Origin of the sequence: Pseudoalteromonas sp. 68 DY56-GL68 (assembly GCF_041414825.1) — a bacterium.
GTDB lineage: Bacteria > Pseudomonadota > Gammaproteobacteria > Enterobacterales > Alteromonadaceae > Pseudoalteromonas.
In genome coordinates this window covers 70,507-87,062 of sequence record NZ_JAOCZL010000007.1, presented here as the reverse complement: position 1 = coordinate 87,062, position 16,556 = coordinate 70,507, and the positions used below count along the sequence as shown (strand labels likewise).

Genomic DNA, 16,556 nt, shown 5'->3' with positions numbered 1-16,556 from the left:
TTAGCCGACAATAGTTAGCTAATTTACATACTTAAGGTTAAGTGAGTGTATGTATCGAGTAGTCAATAAACAGGCGTTAGCAAAACGCCTGTTTATGTATTTCTTACCCTTGTTATTAGTTGGCGTACTAGTTGGTGCGCCTTTTTTGCTTTTATTTTTAGGCTCTTTTGCACTACTAATTTGGCACTATCATCAATTATATCGCCTCAGCGATTGGCTCCTTAATCAGCGTAGCTTTAACCCACCTGAAGGGGAGGGAGCGTGGGAGCAGGTCTTTGAAGGGATCTATCATTTACAACATCGTAATCGTAAAAAACGTAATGAGCTGGCTGATTTAATTCGTCGTTTTCGTGACGGGGCAGAAGCCGTTCCAGATGCGGTGGTGGTGTTACAAAAAGACCTTAGCATTATCTGGTGTAATCAATTGGCACTTAAGGTATTAGGTTTGCAGTGGCCAACCGATCACGGACAACGTTTAGATAATCTTATTCGCGATCCTAAATTTGCAAAGTACATGCATAAAGCGTGTTTTGATGAACCGCTCGAACTGGATGGTGGCCATAGCTATGATCAAACGCTAGAGTTTCGTGTTATGCCCTATGCAAGTTCACAGCTGATGATGGTGGTACGTGATGTCACCCGCTTAAAGCAACTTGAGCAGATGCGTAAAGATTTTGTGGCTAATGTGTCTCACGAATTGCGTACACCACTCACTGTTGTGACTGGTTATTTGGAAATGCTTGATGCTGACACATTACCGCCACCGGCTATGTGGGAAAAAGCACAAACAACCATGCTTGAACAATGTAAGCGTATGGATAGTTTGGTCAATCAATTACTTTCACTGTCGCGTATTGAAGGGGCGCGTCGTCAAGATAACGACAAGCCTGTGAATGTGCCGCAGTTACTTACCTATATTCAAACCGAAGCGAAGTCACTTAATCAAGACAAAGGCCATGAGCTCATATTTAATGTGGATGAAACTCTGGATATTAAAGGTGCTGAGGATGAGCTACGCAGCGCATTCTCAAACTTAGTTTTTAATGCTATTCACTATACCAAGCCTAGTGGGAAAATAGTGGTTAATTGGCAGCTTAAAAATAATCTGGCTGCGTTTAGTGTGACGGATAATGGTGATGGTATTGCCAGTGAACACATTAATCGTTTAACCGAACGGTTTTATCGTGTTGATAAGGCGCGTAGTCGTACGACTGGTGGCTCAGGCTTAGGTTTAGCCATTACAAAACACGTGCTTACACGTCACGATAGTCACCTAGATATTAAAAGTAAACTCGGTGAAGGTTCCACGTTTTCGTTTGCATTTGGCAGCGATAAAGTTGTTCGTTTGCTAGGCTCTTCAGAAAATAATTCAAAGTCATAAAAGTGTCATTTTAGGGTAATCTAACTGTCATCTTGTATAATTAAAGTAGGTGGCAGTTAGGAAATGGGACGAACAAATCGGAGTAACCCCTATGAAATTCAAAAACCTCGTTGCCGCAATGGGTGTGGCTGTAACAACATTTGTATCAGCTCAAGCAGCTGCAGTTGATAAAGATATGCCTGAATACACTAAGACAAGTGGTATTTCGGGTAACTTCTCATCTGTAGGCTCTGACACACTTGCAAACATGATGACGTTCTGGGCTGAAGAGTACAAGCGCTTCTATCCAAATGTAAACATTCAAATTCAGGCTGCGGGTTCTTCAACTGCGCCTCCAGCACTGACTGAAGGTACAGCAAACTTTGGCCCAATGAGCCGTCGTATGAAGTCAAAAGAAATTGAAGCATTCGAAAAGCGTTACGGTTATAAGCCTACTGAAGTACGCGTAGCAATCGATGCCCTTGCTGTTTTTGTACACAAAGATAACCCTATTGAAGGTTTACGAATTGACCAAGTTGATGCGATTTTCTCTTCTACTCGTAAATGTGGTGCTGACGCACAAGCAAACCGTTGGAGTGATGTAGGTTTAACGGGTGACTGGGCTGCTAAAGACATCCAACTTTATGGTCGTAACTCAGTATCAGGTACTTACGGTTACTTTAAAAAGAAAGCACTGTGTAAAGGTGATTTCCGTAACAATGTAAATGAGCAACCAGGTTCTGCCTCTGTAGTACAATCAATTTCATCGTCACTAAACGCGATTGGTTACTCAGGTATCGGTTATAAAACATCGGGTGTACGTACAGTACCCCTGGCGAAAAAAGGGTCTAACTTTGTTGACGCAACCCTAGAAAACGTTGCTACTGGTAAATACCCATTATCTCGTTTCTTGTATGTTTATGTGAACAAGCACCCTAACAAGCCACTTGCACCCATTGACGCAGAGTTCTTAAAAATGGTTCTTTCTGTAGATGGTCAAAAAATTGTTGAGAAAGATGGTTATGTGCCACTTTCAGGCAAAATGGCAATGGCTGAACTTAAAAAGCTAGGCCTTCTGTAACAACCAACAGACATAGTAAAAAACCGCTCAGTGAGCGGTTTTTTTTCGTCTTCAGTTTAGAGCTTAGCGAGTAGCTTTGCTTTGAGCCGCTGTTGTGCGCGGCGAACTTGCTTACGCTTTTTACCTGAAGGTGCCTTAAAGCTTTGAATAGGCATGACCGTTGGTGACTCGTCAGGTAAAGCTGGCACATCAAAACTTGCCTGTGAGTCCTTAGGTAAGGCAATCTCTTGCTGATGAACACGCAGTGCTGCGAGAGTATCATCATCAATTACCTCGCTAGGGCAAAGGAAAATCCCCATTTTGCGCATTTTAACACCAAGACCAATACTGCTTGAATATCGAACAATTGGTGCAGCTAAAATTAGACCGACTAAAATAGGCGATAACCACCAAAAGAAAGTCGGTGTGTAGTAATACGCAACACCGCCCCAAATAAACGCAGTAATCGTAGAGAATAATGTATAGCCGATTGCTTCTTTCCACGGAACCATACGTCCCTCACGTGGTTGTGCATCCCAGCTTACTTTTTTGCCAAGAAATACACACACTACAAAGTAGCTATGAAACACCATCATAAGTGGCGCGATGATAATGGCAAATACAGTTTCAATGAGTGCGCCAGCAATGAGTTTCATTGTGCCACCAAATGCTTTATTGCGGTGTACGAGTGTGACAATGATACCTAGTAGCTTCGGCAGTAACAGCAAACCAATTGTGATGAATAATAACGAGTCAATTAATTCAGTTTTTGCTATTTGCCATGTTGGGAAAAGCTGGTACGCATGGTTGAAATACACATCACTGTTTACAGCACGTGTTACCGCATCTAAGGTGCTTAATGCCAACATTGATAGCCAAATTAATGATGAAATATAGGCCGTAGCACCAAATAAAAAGTGCATTTTACTCATCAGCTTCAAGCCCGACTTAGGGAGCAGGCCTAAGTGTTGAATATTACCTTGTACCCAGCGTCTATCACGAATTGCGTAGTCTAAGATATTACTGGGTACTTCTTCGTAACTACCTTCAACGTCGCTTAGTAATAGCACATCCCAGCCACTGCGGTGTAACAGTGATGCCTCCACAAAGTCATGGCTTAAAATCTCACCGCCAAAAGGCGCATTACCTTTTAACACTGGAAGGCCACAGCATTGTGTAAAGGCTTCTACGCGAATAATCGCATTGTGTCCCCAGTAATTAGCTTGATTTGTTTGCCAAAAAGCAGACCCCGTCGCGAGCATTGGGCTATATAAGATTGATGCAAACTGTAAAAAGCGACCGAAAAAAGTATCTTGGCGAACCGGAATCGGAATCGTTTGAATAAGACCTGTGTTAGGGTTATTGATCATGCTTGATGTTAGCTCAAGCATACATTGACCCGTCATTATGCTGTCAGCATCAAGTACTATCATATGTTCGTATTGGCTACCCCAACGCTCACAAAAGTCAGTTAAGTTACCTACTTTACGATGCTTGTTATCTTCACGGCGACGATAAAATGTGTGTTTCGCTAAATCACCCAAGCGCGTTGTAAATGCATTCCATGCTTTTAGCTCATTGCGGGCAATGTCTGGATCTTGCGTATCGCTGAGTAAATAAAAATCGAAATGTGGCATTTGACCTGTTTTTTCAAGCGAGCGAAGACTCACTTCAAAGCCTGCAATAACACGCTCTGTATCTTCATTATAAACAGGCATAACGATGGCTGTTTTCGTTTGGGCAATAGCATCAGCATTTACGTCGATTGGTTTTTGACGTTTCAATGTTAATGGGTCAATGCGTAGAAGCTGTAAAATAAAGCCCATACAACCGCTACAAAAGGCAGTAACAATCCATGCAAAGGTTACAGAGAATAATGCTAATAATGCGTACTCAAGTAATGTCATGCCGTTTGAATTTAAAATATCGAACATGATCCACACGCCATACGCTGTTATGGCCAGTGCTAGGCACGTAAAAAGCCAAGCACGTGTCTTTTTAAACGGCATTGCAGTTAGTTTTTTACTATTGGACGTCATTTGGATACCAGACATAGCTCCATACCTCGCTAATTTCTTTGTCACGTAGTTTTAGCGATAAGCGCATATCAACGGGCTTATCTCCCTCAGGCGCCACCTTAAATGCTACGCGCCATCCTTGATTATTTGGTAATTGCTGCACTGTTTTATCGCTGATTTGGCCAGCTGAAATATTTAAATCAGCCATCAGTGCGAAGTTTGCAGACAATTGGTTAATATTTTCGCCACTAAAGTCGACGGTGAATTGGCGATGACTTTTAGGCGGTGGATTCTTCTCACCTGGTAATGCCGCGCTACCTATGCGGGTTCTTAGCACACTCGCTTTATCTTGCGTTGCAAGGGTTGCATTGAAGGTTGATAGCTTATAGCTGAAGCTTAAATTATCGCCAGCCTTCATAGCTTGCTCTGGTACCCAGTAGCTAACAATGTTGTCGTTAGTTTCGGTGTCTGTCGGAATTTCAACAAGCTCTACACGCCCTTTGCCCCAATCATTGATAGGTTCAATCCACATGCTAGGGCGATTGTGGTAGTGCGCCTCTGTGTCTAAGTAATTGTTAAAATCACGGTCACGCTGCGCAAGTCCAAAGCCTTTCGGGCTATCATAACTAAAAGAGGTTACGCTCAGTTTTTTCGGATTATTAAGTGCACGCCATACCCATTGACCTTCTGCAGATTGCATTAATAAGCCATCTGAGTCATGAACTTCTGGACGGTAGTCATCAAAGAACTTGGTACTGTTTTCACCGTGATAAAACATACTTGTAAGCGGTGCAATACCTAACTTTTTAATATCTTTACGAGCAAAAATTTGCATCTCGGTTTTTACTTCAGTATTGGTTGAAGGAGTAAGCTCAAAGCGATATGCTCCTGCAACCGAAGGGCTATCCAAAAGCGCATAAAGCACGATAGTCGTGTCCTCTGGCGCGGGTTTAACTAGCCAGAACTCTTTAAAAACAGGAAACTCTTCGCCTGAACTTAAGGCCGTATCAATCGCTAAGCCTCGCGCTGAAATACCGTATACCTGATGTGGGCCAACTAGACGAAAGTAAGATGCGCCTTGAAAAACAGCGACTTCATCTTTGTACTCATTGTTATTTAAAGGAAAGTGTAGGCGAAAACCGGCATGACCTAACTGCGCATTTTCTGTGGCTTTACTGATTTCTTGCTCTAAAGGGGCTGCCGTTGCGTCGTAGCGGTAATAATCCGTTTTAAATGGCAAGCTTTTAACTTCGGCATTTTTTTCTAGGGTATTGATCGCAACAGGTGATTTATATAAAAAACCTGGGTGAAATAATTGGATTTCATAAAGGCTTTCATCTTTCCAAATAGCTTGTTCAGTACGAAAACGAATTGCGCGATAATCTTGATAACCAATACTTGTTAAAGCTTCAAGTTCTAAATCTTTAGGTGCAACATAAGGCTCTGAAGCTAATTTTTTCGCACGTGCAGTGATAACTTCAAATAGCTTTTCTTGTGGGATAGTAATCATCGCAGGCTTTTGCTCAACAACCGCTTCCTCTGCTTGTGGTTGAGTTTGTTCTTCAGTAGCGTATGCATTGCCTGCACAGATGGCTAATAATACGCCCAAGTAGGTCTTCTTTTTAAATGCACTGAAGAGCTTAATCTGGGTTTCTGGTTTCATTCTGTTTTCCTTTAGCCTTAAAATAATCACGTCGAGCTGTTGTAATTGCGTTAATGTTCTCAGCAAAAAGCGGACCTAAAATAAACACTTGTTTATCAATGATTTTTTTGTTGGTACTGCTAATGTAAGAAGTAATTTTGGGATTAGTGAGAAATAATTACACTGTTAGCTAACCAGTTCGTCACTAATATGGATAAGTTTAATGAACGAAAGCTTGCTCTAATATGAATAGCTTAAAGGATGAGCAAAAATATGAACAAAATTAGCAGACGCTTAATTTGGGTTAAAAAATTGTAACCGAGGAGATTTTTGAGAGTAAGACACTGATTATAAAGGTAATCAGTGTCTAAAAAGGTGAGCTATTGTACATCACCAAGCTTTTCTGCATTCGCTTTACACTGATTGTAAGCTTCAATACATTTATTACTACATACTTTATGGACTAGTCCATCTGCGGTACTTTGTTGTTCACAACTGCTTTCACATTGATAGTTCTGTTGTGCGCATTGTTGCATTTCTGGGTTTTCGATTTTATTTGAGCAAGCTGATAATAGCGTCAAAGCGAACAATGATGCTGTAATTGCAGGTAGTTTTTTCATGCTGATCCCTAGTATATTGTGTTCTTTTAAATCCATCTTACCCAGATTAAGCGTATTTAATCCAGCTCAACTTGCAAATTATCAATTAAACGCACCGTACCTAAATAGGCTGCTGCTAAAATAACGAGTTGTTTATCCTCGCTTGTTGCAGCTTTTAGCGTTGAGCGCTCGGCAATTGCATAGTAGTCAGGTTTTAACCCTGCTGCTTCAAGCTGTGCTTTTGCTTCTACCTCAAGTGTTGCGATGTCTACACTGCCTTGTTTGAGTGCCGTTGCTGTATTATTTAACGTGGCAAACAGCACTTTTGCAGTGTCTTTTTGCTCATCAGATAAATAACCATTACGAGAGCTCATGGCAAGGCCTGAAATTTCACGGCATGTAGGAACGCCAATAATTTCAACGGGTATAGATAAATCACGCGTCATGGTTTTTATGACTTGCAGTTGTTGAAAGTCTTTTTCACCAAAGCAGGCAAAATCAGGTTGAACAAGGTTAAATAATTTAGTGACAACCGTTGCAACACCTTTAAAGTGTCCAGGGCGAGAGCCTCCACAATAGCCCATAGATACGCCTGGCACATCGACAAAGCTTTGTTCACCTAAGCCATTAGGATAAATGGTTTCCACAGATGGGGTGAAAACGATATCAGTATTTAAATCGGCTAACCCCTGCTTATCCGCACTTAGTGTTCTTGGGTAGTTATCAAGATCTTCGTTAGCGCCAAACTGCATTGGGTTAACAAAAATACTGACCACAACCTTATCAGCTAATGTTTTTGCTTTTTCAACTAGCGAAAAGTGGCCTTGGTGCAAGTTGCCCATAGTTGGCACAAGCGCAATGCTCAGGCCCGCTTGACGCCAAGCTTTGATCTGACTACGTAACGATTTAATTTCGGTGATTGACTGCATTTATTTAAACTCATGTTCGGTACTTGGGAAAGCACCACTTTTTACATCTTCACAATACTTTTGAACAGCTGCAGGCATATTGCCTGTCTCTAATAAGAAGTTTTTTGAAAACTTAGGAATGTAACCGGCTGAAATGCCTACTAAGTCGTGCATTACTAAGATTTGCCCGTCAGTTTTATTGCCTGCACCTATGCCGATGGTTGGAATGTTTAGTTCATCAGTAATACGCTTAGCCAGTTCACTCGGAATACACTCTAAAACGAGCAATTGCGCCCCCGCAGCTTCAAGCGCTTTTGCATCACTAACCATTTTATCTGCTTGAGATTGCTCACGACCTTGAATTTTAAAGCCGCCAAACACATGCACTGATTGCGGTGTTAAGCCTAAGTGACCACATACAGGAATGCCTTGCTGAGTCATGGCGCGAATGCTGTCATGCAACCATTCACCACCTTCAAGCTTAATCATATTTGCACCCGCACGCATTAGCTCAGCTGCGTTGTTACAAGCGTCTGTCGGGTTGGCATATGTCATAAACGGTAAATCAGCAATAACGAATAATTCGCGGCTGCCTGCGCGCACACAACGGGTATGGTAGGCAATATCAGTATTGGTGACGGCAAGGGTGTCGTCGTTACCTTGTAATACCATACCCAGTGAATCGCCCACTAAAATCACCTCGACGCCATTATCATGAAACAATTTGGCAAAACTGGCGTCGTAGGCTGTCAATGCCGTGATTTTTTGTTGTTCTTGTTTCATTTTATTAAGTGTAGAAACGGTAATTTTAGACATAATTTCCTCTGAGGCTTTGCCTTGGTTAATTACTGCTGAGGGAGTTGTTGTAAATCGTTTAAGGGCAACGTGTTTTTTATATCAGCAAGTGGTTGGCTATTTGGTAATAGCAATGTTGGCGCTATTTCTAATAGTGGATACACAACAAATTCTCGCTCTGTTAAGCCATAATGCGGCACAGTCAAACGAGGTGTATCAATTACTTGGTCGCCAAATAAAAGAATATCAATATCAAGAGTTCGCGGGCCCCAACGTTGCTCTTTTCGAACACGACCGTGCTTAAGTTCTATACTTTGTGTTAAATCGAGTAGTTGTTCTGGGGCTAGCTTTGTTTTTATGCATACTACAGCATTAACATAATCAGGCTGGTCTTGTGGACCCATAGGTTTACTCGCGTAATCATGAGAGGCACTTATAAACTCGATATCTGAGTGTGCTTTTAACTCAGTGATAGCGCGGTGTATTTGTTCTCGTGGTGCATTTAAGTTAGCACCTAAACCTAAGTAAACTTGATTCATCATTGCTCTGTTTTTTTCTTACGTGGACGGCGGCGACGTTTTGGACCACCTTGATGACCAAGCGCTTTGACCATTTCTTTTTGGCCATTAATGTCTTGTCCTAAATAGTTTGTCCACCAGTTAGCAAGCTCTTGAAGTTCAGTTTCACCTGCTTGAACACGTAATAGTAAAAAGTCATATGCAGCTTTAAAACGTGGTTGTTGAGTCAGTCGGTAAGCACGTTGTCCACCCCGTTTATCAAGGCGTTGTTGAATATGCCAAATATCGCGAGCACCGAGCGTGAAGCGTTTTGGTACAGCTACATGCTGGGCGTTTTCACTCAGTACTTTGTTCATCGCTTGTGCAAATGCATCGTACTCTGACAGTTGATCGCGCTGTTGTAATTTTTTAGCAATGCTCAGTAATGGGAACCACAGCAAGGCAGCAAAAATAAAGGCCGGCGTGACTTTTTTATCTGCATTAATACGCTTATCGGTGTTTTTAAACATTTGCAGGATAAACGCATGTTCAAGGCTATTAGGATTGGCATCTAAGATTTTATCAAGTGCTGGAAACAGTGCTTTAAATAAACCATATTGGCGTAGCATAATGAAGTTTTCTTCAGCTTTGCCATTTAAGAATAGCTTGAGTGACTCTTCAAATAAACGCGCTGGTGGAATATGGTCTAATAAATTAGCCAGTCCTGCAATAGGTTTTTCGGTTGCAGGCGCAATACTCATCCCTAATTTAGTGGCGAAGCGAACAGCGCGCAGCATACGTACAGGGTCTTCTCTGTAGCGTGTTTCTGGGTCGCCAATTAACTCAATTTGCTTCGCTTTAATTGCGCTAATGCCATTGGCGTAATCATAAATACAAAAATCATTAATTGAGTAGTAGAGGGCATTGATAGAAAAGTCGCGGCGCTCGGCGTCTTCTTCAATGCTCCCGTACACATTATCACGCAGCAGTTGGCCATGTTCGCTTGATTGACTAATTTGATTTTTAACTTCGTCGGCTTCGTGGTGTCCACGCATGGTCGCGACTTCGATAATCTCACGACCAAATACTATATGCGCCAAACGGAAGCGTCGGCCAATCAGTCTGCAATTTCGAAACAGTTTTTTGATTTGCTCAGGTGTTGCGTTGGTTACTACGTCAAAATCTTTTGGTTGTTGACCTAACAATATATCTCGAATACAACCACCTACAAGGTAAGCATCAAAGCCACCTTCTTTTAAGCGGTACAATACTTTGATTGCATTTGGGCTAAATTGTTTACGTGAAATCCCATGTTCACTACGTTCGATCACCAAAGGCAATTCGCTGGCTTGTACGGCATTGTGTGTGTCAGTGGCATTTGGGCCAATAATTTGCCGACAAAATTGAAAAAGCTTGGAAATAATAATCTGTCTCCTACGACATGGTCTTTGCAACTCATCAAGTATAGCGTTTGTTTTTTCACTTCGTCGGTGTGAGATTGACGTGTAATCAGTGTGTTTAAAATGGCGCTAAATTAAGGTGCTGATGAATCGCACACTTTGGGTCGCTATCATATACCAGCGTGGCATAAAAATTAAGTTACTCGACCTTTTAAATTGGCAATTTATTTTGTGATGGATTGAAATTTACTAAAAGATGAATGTGGATCCTCACTTACTTGAATCTCTTTTACTTTGGGAACACATCCAAGATGGTAGGCCGCAACAGCCCATTTTAGCATTTCTTCGACCGTTGCAGACAAAAGAGCAGCTTCGGGGTTTAAGCCTAAAAAGCGAAAGGCATCAAAAAGCGCAGGCTTAGGTGCTGTTTTTGAAATGGCAGGGGCATAATTTTGTTTTGATAATTTAAAGCCCGGCTTTGCCACTGCTAAGGGTAGGTGAGCGTATTGTGGTGCTGTTTGGTTAAGTTGTTTAAATAAACTAAGTTGTCGTGCCGTGGGTTCTAATAAGTCGGCACCACGCACAACATGACTAATATTTTGAGCAATATCATCGACCACAACAACTAGTTGATAAGCAAATAAACCGTCACTACGCTTGATAAGGTAATCTTCTTTGGCTAAAGCTTGGTCAACTTCTACCTTTCCCTGAATGAGATCGCTGTAGTGGCTAGTGGCAAATTGCTGGGATAATCGAAGTGCCGAATTTACGAAGGAATGACCTTTTAACTTACACTGGCCTTGGTATATACCACCCATTGCTTTAACTTGTTTGCGGGTACAATGGCAAGCATAAACTAAACCTTGAGCAATAAGTTGCTCCAAGACGGATTGATATTCTTGTAGGCGGTTAGTTTGGTAGATGACACGTTCATCCCAATGCAGACCATAAGCTTCTAATGTACGTAAAATATCATCACTAGCGCCAGGGACAACACGTGTTGTGTCAATATCTTCAATACGAACTAACCATTTACCCTGATTAACTTTCGCATCAAGAAAACTTCCCACAGCCGCTATTAATGAGCCAAAGTGTAAGGGCCCAGACGGGGATGGCGCAAAACGGCCACGATATATACGCGATTGCGTATTAACGGCTGTGGTAGACATAGGTTAATTTAAAAATAATTAACCGCGGCCTGATTGTTTTTCTTTTATTTCTGCAAGTGTTTTGCAGTCAACACATAGATCAGCAGTTGGACGTGCTTCTAAACGACGAATGCCAATCTCGATACCACATGATTCACAGAAACCAAAGTCATCTTCTTTGATTAATTGAATTGTTTTTTCAATTTTCTTGATCAGTTTACGCTCACGGTCACGAGTACGAAGCTCTAATGAAAATTCTTCTTCTTGTGCAGCGCGATCAACTGGATCTGGAAAGTTAGCAGCTTCATCTTGCATGTGCGATTTAGTACGGTCTACTTCGTTACGTAAATCGTTACGCCAAGCTTCTAAAATTTTTTTGAAATGAGCACGTTGTGCATCATTCATATACTCTTCACCTGGCTGTTCCTGATACGGCTCTAACCCGGCCTGAGCCAATAACCCTAGTCTTTTTTGGTCTGGCATAACTTTCTCCTAAATCCTTAATATATTGCCCAGCGTTAGCCGGCGGCTATAAATAGCAGAAACGACAGGTTGAGGCAAATTTATTTTTAATTAATCCTGTGTGCCTAAACCAAGAAGTGAATGAAAAAGTAATTACTTGGTTTGATTAACGCTTGCTGCTAGTCAATTTTTTATAAACTTGCCTAGTAATATGGGCAAAAAAAAATAATACAACTTAAAAACTATGTTCGTTTAAAAACTTCTTTGGTGTTGTTTGATACCAGCGCTTAAATGCTCTTTGTAGCGCGCTTTGTTCTGAAAACCCTAACTTATTGCTGACTTCAAGCACTGAAAAACCTTGTAATAGCATTTGTTTTGCGTGCTGCTTCCTTTGTATGTCAATTATCTTTGAAAAGCTTAACTGTTGGTGAGTTAAGTAACGTTGTAAGGTGCGCTTTTTAAAGCCAAGTTGATGTGCTGCTTGTTCAACTGTTGGAATATAGGGAAATTGGCTGGCGATAAATGCATTTAATTCGTTAATGTAATCAGTATGCGGGGTAACGTCACCTGCTTGAGAGAGTAAAATCTGCTCAAGCTCTGGGTTAGGAGACAGTAAAGGGCTGCTAAGAAGTTTCTCATCAAAAATCAGGCAATTTATGGCAGCATTAAACTCGATAGGGCAATTAAAAGTATGTTGATAAGTTTGCATACACAAAGGTGAAGGAGGCTTTCTTGTAAGCTGTACCTTCTCGAGTGCAAGCTCTGCGTTTTGCTGGCAGCAATGCTTAGCAAAGGATAACCAGCTACTGAATAACTCATCAACCATGTAGTGATTTATTGTCTCTTTTGCATGCCAGCTAAGTCGACATTGTTGGTTTTCATGTACTAATTCAATATGACCTATATTTCTCACTAAAGAATTTAGCTTTTGCGCGTGCTGTAGTGCTTTTTCAAGGTTTTGACTGACAAGTGCAACATGACCAAGTAATCCCCAATTTTGTGCCTTCAGAGATTGGCCAAATAACAGGCCAATATGCTCTTTACTAAGCTGAGTATCTGCAAAGCACATTAACGATTCATAGTCAGAAACAGGGAACCGATAGCAAGTATCATCTAAATAATGAGCTCGCTCTGCCAGTAATGAGTTTAGCTTTTCTGATTCAAGTCCTTGACGCTGAAGAAAATAGAACAACGAGCGAATTATTTGACTACTGACATAAAACATAGGATTTCATTTTTTATTATTAGAAATATTAAGCTGCATGAGTTGGCGCGCAAAGTCAATATATTGCGTAGAGAGTCAAGATTTAGTGAATTAATTAAGGCAAGCTGGTCAATGGATACAATAACCATAATAAGGATGCACAATGAAACTCCACCCTTTAGTATTCAGTATTGCCGCAGCATTACTCACTGTAGGTTGCAATTCTGATAGCAATAATGATGTTACAGAACCACCTGTCACGACAACCCCAGAACCTGAAGAGGTCGTAAAGGTAGCTATTCCGAACTTTGCCGAAGATAGTGTACTTGAGGCCAATATTCGTTGGACAAGTTACGGTGTGCCGCATATTACAGCAACAAACCTTGAGAGCTTGGCATTTGGTAGTGGCTATGCATATGCCAAAGATCATGCTTGTTTATTGATGGATCAAATCATTAAAACTCGCGGCGAACGTGCCAAATATTATGGCCCTGACCAAGTCGCAGGTAGCGGCGACTCTAAACACTTAATTTCTGATTTTGGTTACAAAGCATTAGGGGTTAATGAATACGCATTACAGCATTATGGTGAGCTGGATGAAACCAGCCGTGCTCACTTTGAGGGATTTGTGCAAGGCTTTAATAAATATGTCAATGACACAGGGGCTGCGAATCTAGCGCCTGAATGTGCGTCAGCACCTTGGGTGATAAGCTTAACCGCACAAGATATGCTGGCATATTCAATGGCAACTGTGCAGTTGGCAAGTTCAGCAAACTTTTTAGAGCTCGCATTTTTTGCAAATCCTGGTGACGGTGATGAGTATTTACCTGTGCCAAGTAGCAATGCGCCAAATGCTGTTTCCAGTTTGGTTAAAAATGTCAATCAACAAGCAAAGCAATTTAAATTAGACAAAAAATTTAAGCATTTAGGTTCTAATGGTTGGGGTTTGGGTAAAGAGATGATGGCCAATGGCAAAGGTGGATTATTAGCAAACCCTCACTTTCCCCATGAAGGAAATCTACGTTTTTGGCAGTCACATTTAACCGTACCCGGTGCAATGAATGTGATGGGAGGGAGTTTGCAGGGTATGCCGGGGGTGATTAATATCGGTTTTAATGAACATGTTGCATGGACACATACCTTCTCAACAGCACGTCACTTTTTAATTTATCAACTGGCATTAAATGAAGATGATCGTATGAGTTACCGTGTTGAAGATGAGCAGCATACGATAACCAGTAAAACAATTTCAGTTGAGGTTGCCATTGGCCCCAACACGACCATTGAGCTTCAAAAACCATTTTATTATAGCCACCATGGTTTGATGTTGGAAACACCCGCCGCTAATGGTTTAGGCTGGAATGATAGCCAAGCATTTACGATTAAAGATGCGAATGAATTTAACATGGATGTGGTTGCCCAGTGGTCTGCGCTTAATCAGGCGGTGAGTCTTGATGATATGAAAGAGTCGTTCGCTAAGTTTGATGGGGTGTCATTCAACAACACCATGGCGGCAGATAAAGCAGGGAATGTATTTTATGTGGATGACAGTACCGTTCTGAAATTAGATGACACAGCCAATTTAGCCATCCGCCTGCAACCTGAACTTGTGGCCTTAAGAGAATCAACTGGATTTGATTTAGTGCCTGGAAATATGAAGCTATTTGAAAGTCAGGGTAAGGTGCCATTTACCGAAGCTCCTCAGCTTACCCGCACCGACTATGTGCAAAATTCAAATGATAGTTATTGGGTTACAAACCTAAACGAGCCACTTGTTGGCTTTGCGGCTCAGTATGGTGACGTTCATAAACCACTCTCATTACGTACGCGGATGGGTCTAAAACTATTGCAAGATGGAGGTGGCGAAGATGCTAAGTTCACTCTTGATGAATTAGAGCAAGCACTGATAGGCAACCGTATTTATTTAGGCGAACTTGTATTTGCAGATCTTGCTATACAGTGTCAGGCACAAGGTGATGTACCTGTACAGATTACAAGCGATGTTGCGGTTGATGTAAGCCCTGCTTGCGATATTTTATCGAACTGGAATGGGGCTATGAATTTAGAGACTCAGGGGGCAGCATTAATTCGTGAATTTGCTCACTTGTTTAATCCGTCTGCTCATTTATACACTAATTTTGATGTTACAGACCCTGCAAATACTCCCCATACTTTACGCCAAGACAAAGTTGCATTAAAAGTATTGGCGCACGCGATGCTTAATTTACAGTCAAATGGTATCTCATTAACAGATACTTTAGCGGATTTGCAGTTCGTCGAAAAATCATTGGCTGGTGGTCATGCTTCGGGTGAACAATTGCCATGGGCTGGGCCGATGCATGTTGAAGGAGGGTTCAATGTCTTTCGGTTTGATAGAAGTAATCTAACTCGTTCTACATTAATTCCTTATGCAGACTATCAAACATTACCTGATGCAATAACGGGTAAGCCTTTGGCTTCTAATTTATCATCACAAGGTTACCCAGTGAACTATGGTTCAAGTTGGATGTTTGTGATGAACTTTACTGAAGATGGGCCGGTTGCAAAAGGATTACTGACTATGTCGCAAAGTTCTGACTCACGTTCAGAGCATTTTGATGATCAAAGTCGTTATTATTCACAAACGGCCAAGTTGAGGCCTTTATTTTACAAAGAGGCTGATATTGCACTTAACTTAATTGATGAAATAGATATTTCAATGACTAAGCAATAAATGGAACTTGCTCGGTCAGTGTAATAGCACTGGCCGAGATATCAGCTTTATAAGCATACACCTCAACACCGCAATCAATGGCTTGTGTTAATAACGAACAATACGTTTCATCAATATGCTTGGCACCACTGACTTGGCTAATTCCTTCGTGTAATACAGCAAAAAGTAATACGGCGCGATGCCCTTGTTGCACCATTTCGATAAGTTCTCTGATATGTTTTTGGCCACGAACTGTTTGCGCATCGGGAAAATAGCCTTGTCCTGATTGAGGGTTATCTTCACTTAGTAATGTCACCGATTTTACTTCAACGTAGCAATTTGCTTTGTCATTAGCGGTGAGTAAAAAATCGATACGACTGTTCTCTTGCCCATATTTTACTTCAGCTTGAATTGTGCTGTAGTCGCAAAGCTCTTTTATTACATTATGTGTTAATGCTTCATGCACCACTTGATTGGCTATTGCGGTATTAACGCAAATTAACTGTCCGAAATGATTTTTAGTAAGCTGTAAAGAGTGTGGGTATTTTCGTTTTTTGTTATCACTGGTTGAGTAATAAGCGCTAAACCCAGGCTCAGCACAACCAGTCATCTTTCCTGTATTGGCACAGTGAGCGGTAAATTGCTCGCCAGTTTCTAGCTCAAGATCCGCTAAAAAACGTTTATAGCGTTTGAGCAATTTAGCAGATTGTAAAGGTGGTAAAAAATGCATAATTTTGTTTTGATTAAACGCGTTCGTTCATTGTAAATGAA

At 41.3% G+C, this 16,556-nt stretch carries 14 protein-coding genes; 3 read left to right on the top strand and 11 right to left on the bottom strand.

Features of this window, described 5'->3' with window-relative positions; all coding sequences use genetic code 11:
* Positions 1-49 precede the first annotated feature (49 nt).
* Positions 50-1,381, top strand: a complete 1,332-nt coding sequence (gene phoR, locus NYF15_RS05135; RefSeq protein WP_193987743.1) for a phosphate regulon sensor histidine kinase PhoR — start codon at positions 50-52, stop codon at positions 1,379-1,381.
* 91 nt (positions 1,382-1,472) lie between these two features.
* A complete protein-coding gene (locus NYF15_RS05130; protein ID WP_130149561.1) occupies positions 1,473-2,441 on the top strand; it encodes a PstS family phosphate ABC transporter substrate-binding protein in 969 nt (322 codons plus the stop codon).
* A gap of 56 nt (positions 2,442-2,497) precedes the next feature.
* Here the strand turns inward: NYF15_RS05130 and mdoH are convergent, their stop codons facing one another.
* The 10 genes from mdoH to NYF15_RS05080 form a co-directional block, all read right to left on the bottom strand.
* Positions 2,498-4,474 carry a glucans biosynthesis glucosyltransferase MdoH gene (gene mdoH, locus NYF15_RS05125; protein ID WP_371353005.1) on the bottom strand — a complete coding sequence of 659 codons (1,977 nt, stop codon included), beginning with the start codon at positions 4,472-4,474 and terminating at the stop codon, positions 2,498-2,500.
* A complete protein-coding gene (locus NYF15_RS05120; RefSeq protein WP_371353004.1) occupies positions 4,446-6,101 on the bottom strand; it encodes a glucan biosynthesis protein in 1,656 nt (551 codons plus the stop codon). Before NYF15_RS05120 ends, mdoH begins: the two co-directional genes overlap by 29 nt.
* Before the next feature lie 359 nt (positions 6,102-6,460).
* Positions 6,461-6,700 carry a hypothetical protein gene (locus NYF15_RS05115; protein ID WP_130149564.1) on the bottom strand — a complete coding sequence of 80 codons (240 nt, stop codon included), beginning with the start codon at positions 6,698-6,700 and terminating at the stop codon, positions 6,461-6,463.
* A 56-nt stretch (positions 6,701-6,756) separates the two neighbouring features.
* Positions 6,757-7,608, bottom strand: coding sequence for a pantoate--beta-alanine ligase (gene panC / locus NYF15_RS05110; protein WP_130149565.1), 852 nt, complete (start codon positions 7,606-7,608; stop codon positions 6,757-6,759).
* Positions 7,609-8,403 (bottom strand): 3-methyl-2-oxobutanoate hydroxymethyltransferase, encoded by a 795-nt coding sequence (gene panB / locus NYF15_RS05105; protein WP_130149566.1) that lies wholly within the window; start codon positions 8,401-8,403, stop codon positions 7,609-7,611.
* Positions 8,404-8,432: 29 nt separating this feature from the next.
* Positions 8,433-8,921, bottom strand: a complete 489-nt coding sequence (folK, locus tag NYF15_RS05100) for a 2-amino-4-hydroxy-6-hydroxymethyldihydropteridine diphosphokinase (RefSeq protein ID WP_130149644.1) — start codon at positions 8,919-8,921, stop codon at positions 8,433-8,435.
* Entirely contained in the window at positions 8,921-10,210 is a 1,290-nt protein-coding gene (gene pcnB / locus NYF15_RS05095) for a polynucleotide adenylyltransferase PcnB (protein ID WP_371353003.1), read from the bottom strand. Before pcnB ends, folK begins: the two co-directional genes overlap by 1 nt.
* Positions 10,211-10,503: 293 nt before the next feature.
* Entirely contained in the window at positions 10,504-11,448 is a 945-nt protein-coding gene (gluQRS, locus tag NYF15_RS05090) for a tRNA glutamyl-Q(34) synthetase GluQRS (RefSeq protein ID WP_371353002.1), read from the bottom strand.
* Positions 11,449-11,466: 18 nt separating this feature from the next.
* The gene (gene dksA, locus NYF15_RS05085; RefSeq protein ID WP_062569522.1) at positions 11,467-11,910 is read right to left on the bottom strand and encodes an RNA polymerase-binding protein DksA; all 444 of its coding nucleotides are present in this window, start codon (positions 11,908-11,910) and stop codon (positions 11,467-11,469) included.
* 214 nt (positions 11,911-12,124) lie between these two features.
* A complete protein-coding gene (locus tag NYF15_RS05080; protein WP_130149569.1) occupies positions 12,125-13,114 on the bottom strand; it encodes an AraC family transcriptional regulator in 990 nt (329 codons plus the stop codon).
* Between the two features lie 142 nt (positions 13,115-13,256).
* Here NYF15_RS05080 and NYF15_RS05075 point away from each other — a divergent pair, with 142 nt between their 5' ends.
* Positions 13,257-15,806: a penicillin acylase family protein gene (locus NYF15_RS05075; protein WP_371353001.1), complete on the top strand. Its 2,550-nt coding sequence runs from the start codon at positions 13,257-13,259 to the stop codon at positions 15,804-15,806.
* On the opposite strand, the gene sfsA is transcribed toward NYF15_RS05075, so the two are convergent.
* Positions 15,796-16,515: a DNA/RNA nuclease SfsA gene (sfsA, locus tag NYF15_RS05070; protein ID WP_130149571.1), complete on the bottom strand. Its 720-nt coding sequence runs from the start codon at positions 16,513-16,515 to the stop codon at positions 15,796-15,798. The genes NYF15_RS05075 and sfsA overlap by 11 nt on opposite strands.
* Positions 16,516-16,556 lie beyond the last annotated feature (41 nt).

Coding starts and splice junctions, on each gene's coding strand:
- phoR (WP_193987743.1), top strand. CDS start 50: ATGTATCGAGTAGTCAATAAACAGGCGTTAGCAAAACGCCTGTTTATG.
- NYF15_RS05130 (WP_130149561.1), top strand. CDS start 1,473: ATGAAATTCAAAAACCTCGTTGCCGCAATGGGTGTGGCTGTAACAACA.
- mdoH (WP_371353005.1), bottom strand. CDS start 4,474: ATGTCTGGTATCCAAATGACGTCCAATAGTAAAAAACTAACTGCAATG.
- NYF15_RS05120 (WP_371353004.1), bottom strand. CDS start 6,101: ATGAAACCAGAAACCCAGATTAAGCTCTTCAGTGCATTTAAAAAGAAG.
- NYF15_RS05115 (WP_130149564.1), bottom strand. CDS start 6,700: ATGAAAAAACTACCTGCAATTACAGCATCATTGTTCGCTTTGACGCTA.
- panC (WP_130149565.1), bottom strand. CDS start 7,608: ATGCAGTCAATCACCGAAATTAAATCGTTACGTAGTCAGATCAAAGCT.
- panB (WP_130149566.1), bottom strand. CDS start 8,403: ATGTCTAAAATTACCGTTTCTACACTTAATAAAATGAAACAAGAACAA.
- folK (WP_130149644.1), bottom strand. CDS start 8,921: ATGAATCAAGTTTACTTAGGTTTAGGTGCTAACTTAAATGCACCACGA.
- gluQRS (WP_371353002.1), bottom strand. CDS start 11,448: ATGTCTACCACAGCCGTTAATACGCAATCGCGTATATATCGTGGCCGT.
- dksA (WP_062569522.1), bottom strand. CDS start 11,910: ATGCCAGACCAAAAAAGACTAGGGTTATTGGCTCAGGCCGGGTTAGAG.
- NYF15_RS05080 (WP_130149569.1), bottom strand. CDS start 13,114: ATGTTTTATGTCAGTAGTCAAATAATTCGCTCGTTGTTCTATTTTCTT.
- NYF15_RS05075 (WP_371353001.1), top strand. CDS start 13,257: ATGAAACTCCACCCTTTAGTATTCAGTATTGCCGCAGCATTACTCACT.
- sfsA (WP_130149571.1), bottom strand. CDS start 16,515: ATGCATTTTTTACCACCTTTACAATCTGCTAAATTGCTCAAACGCTAT.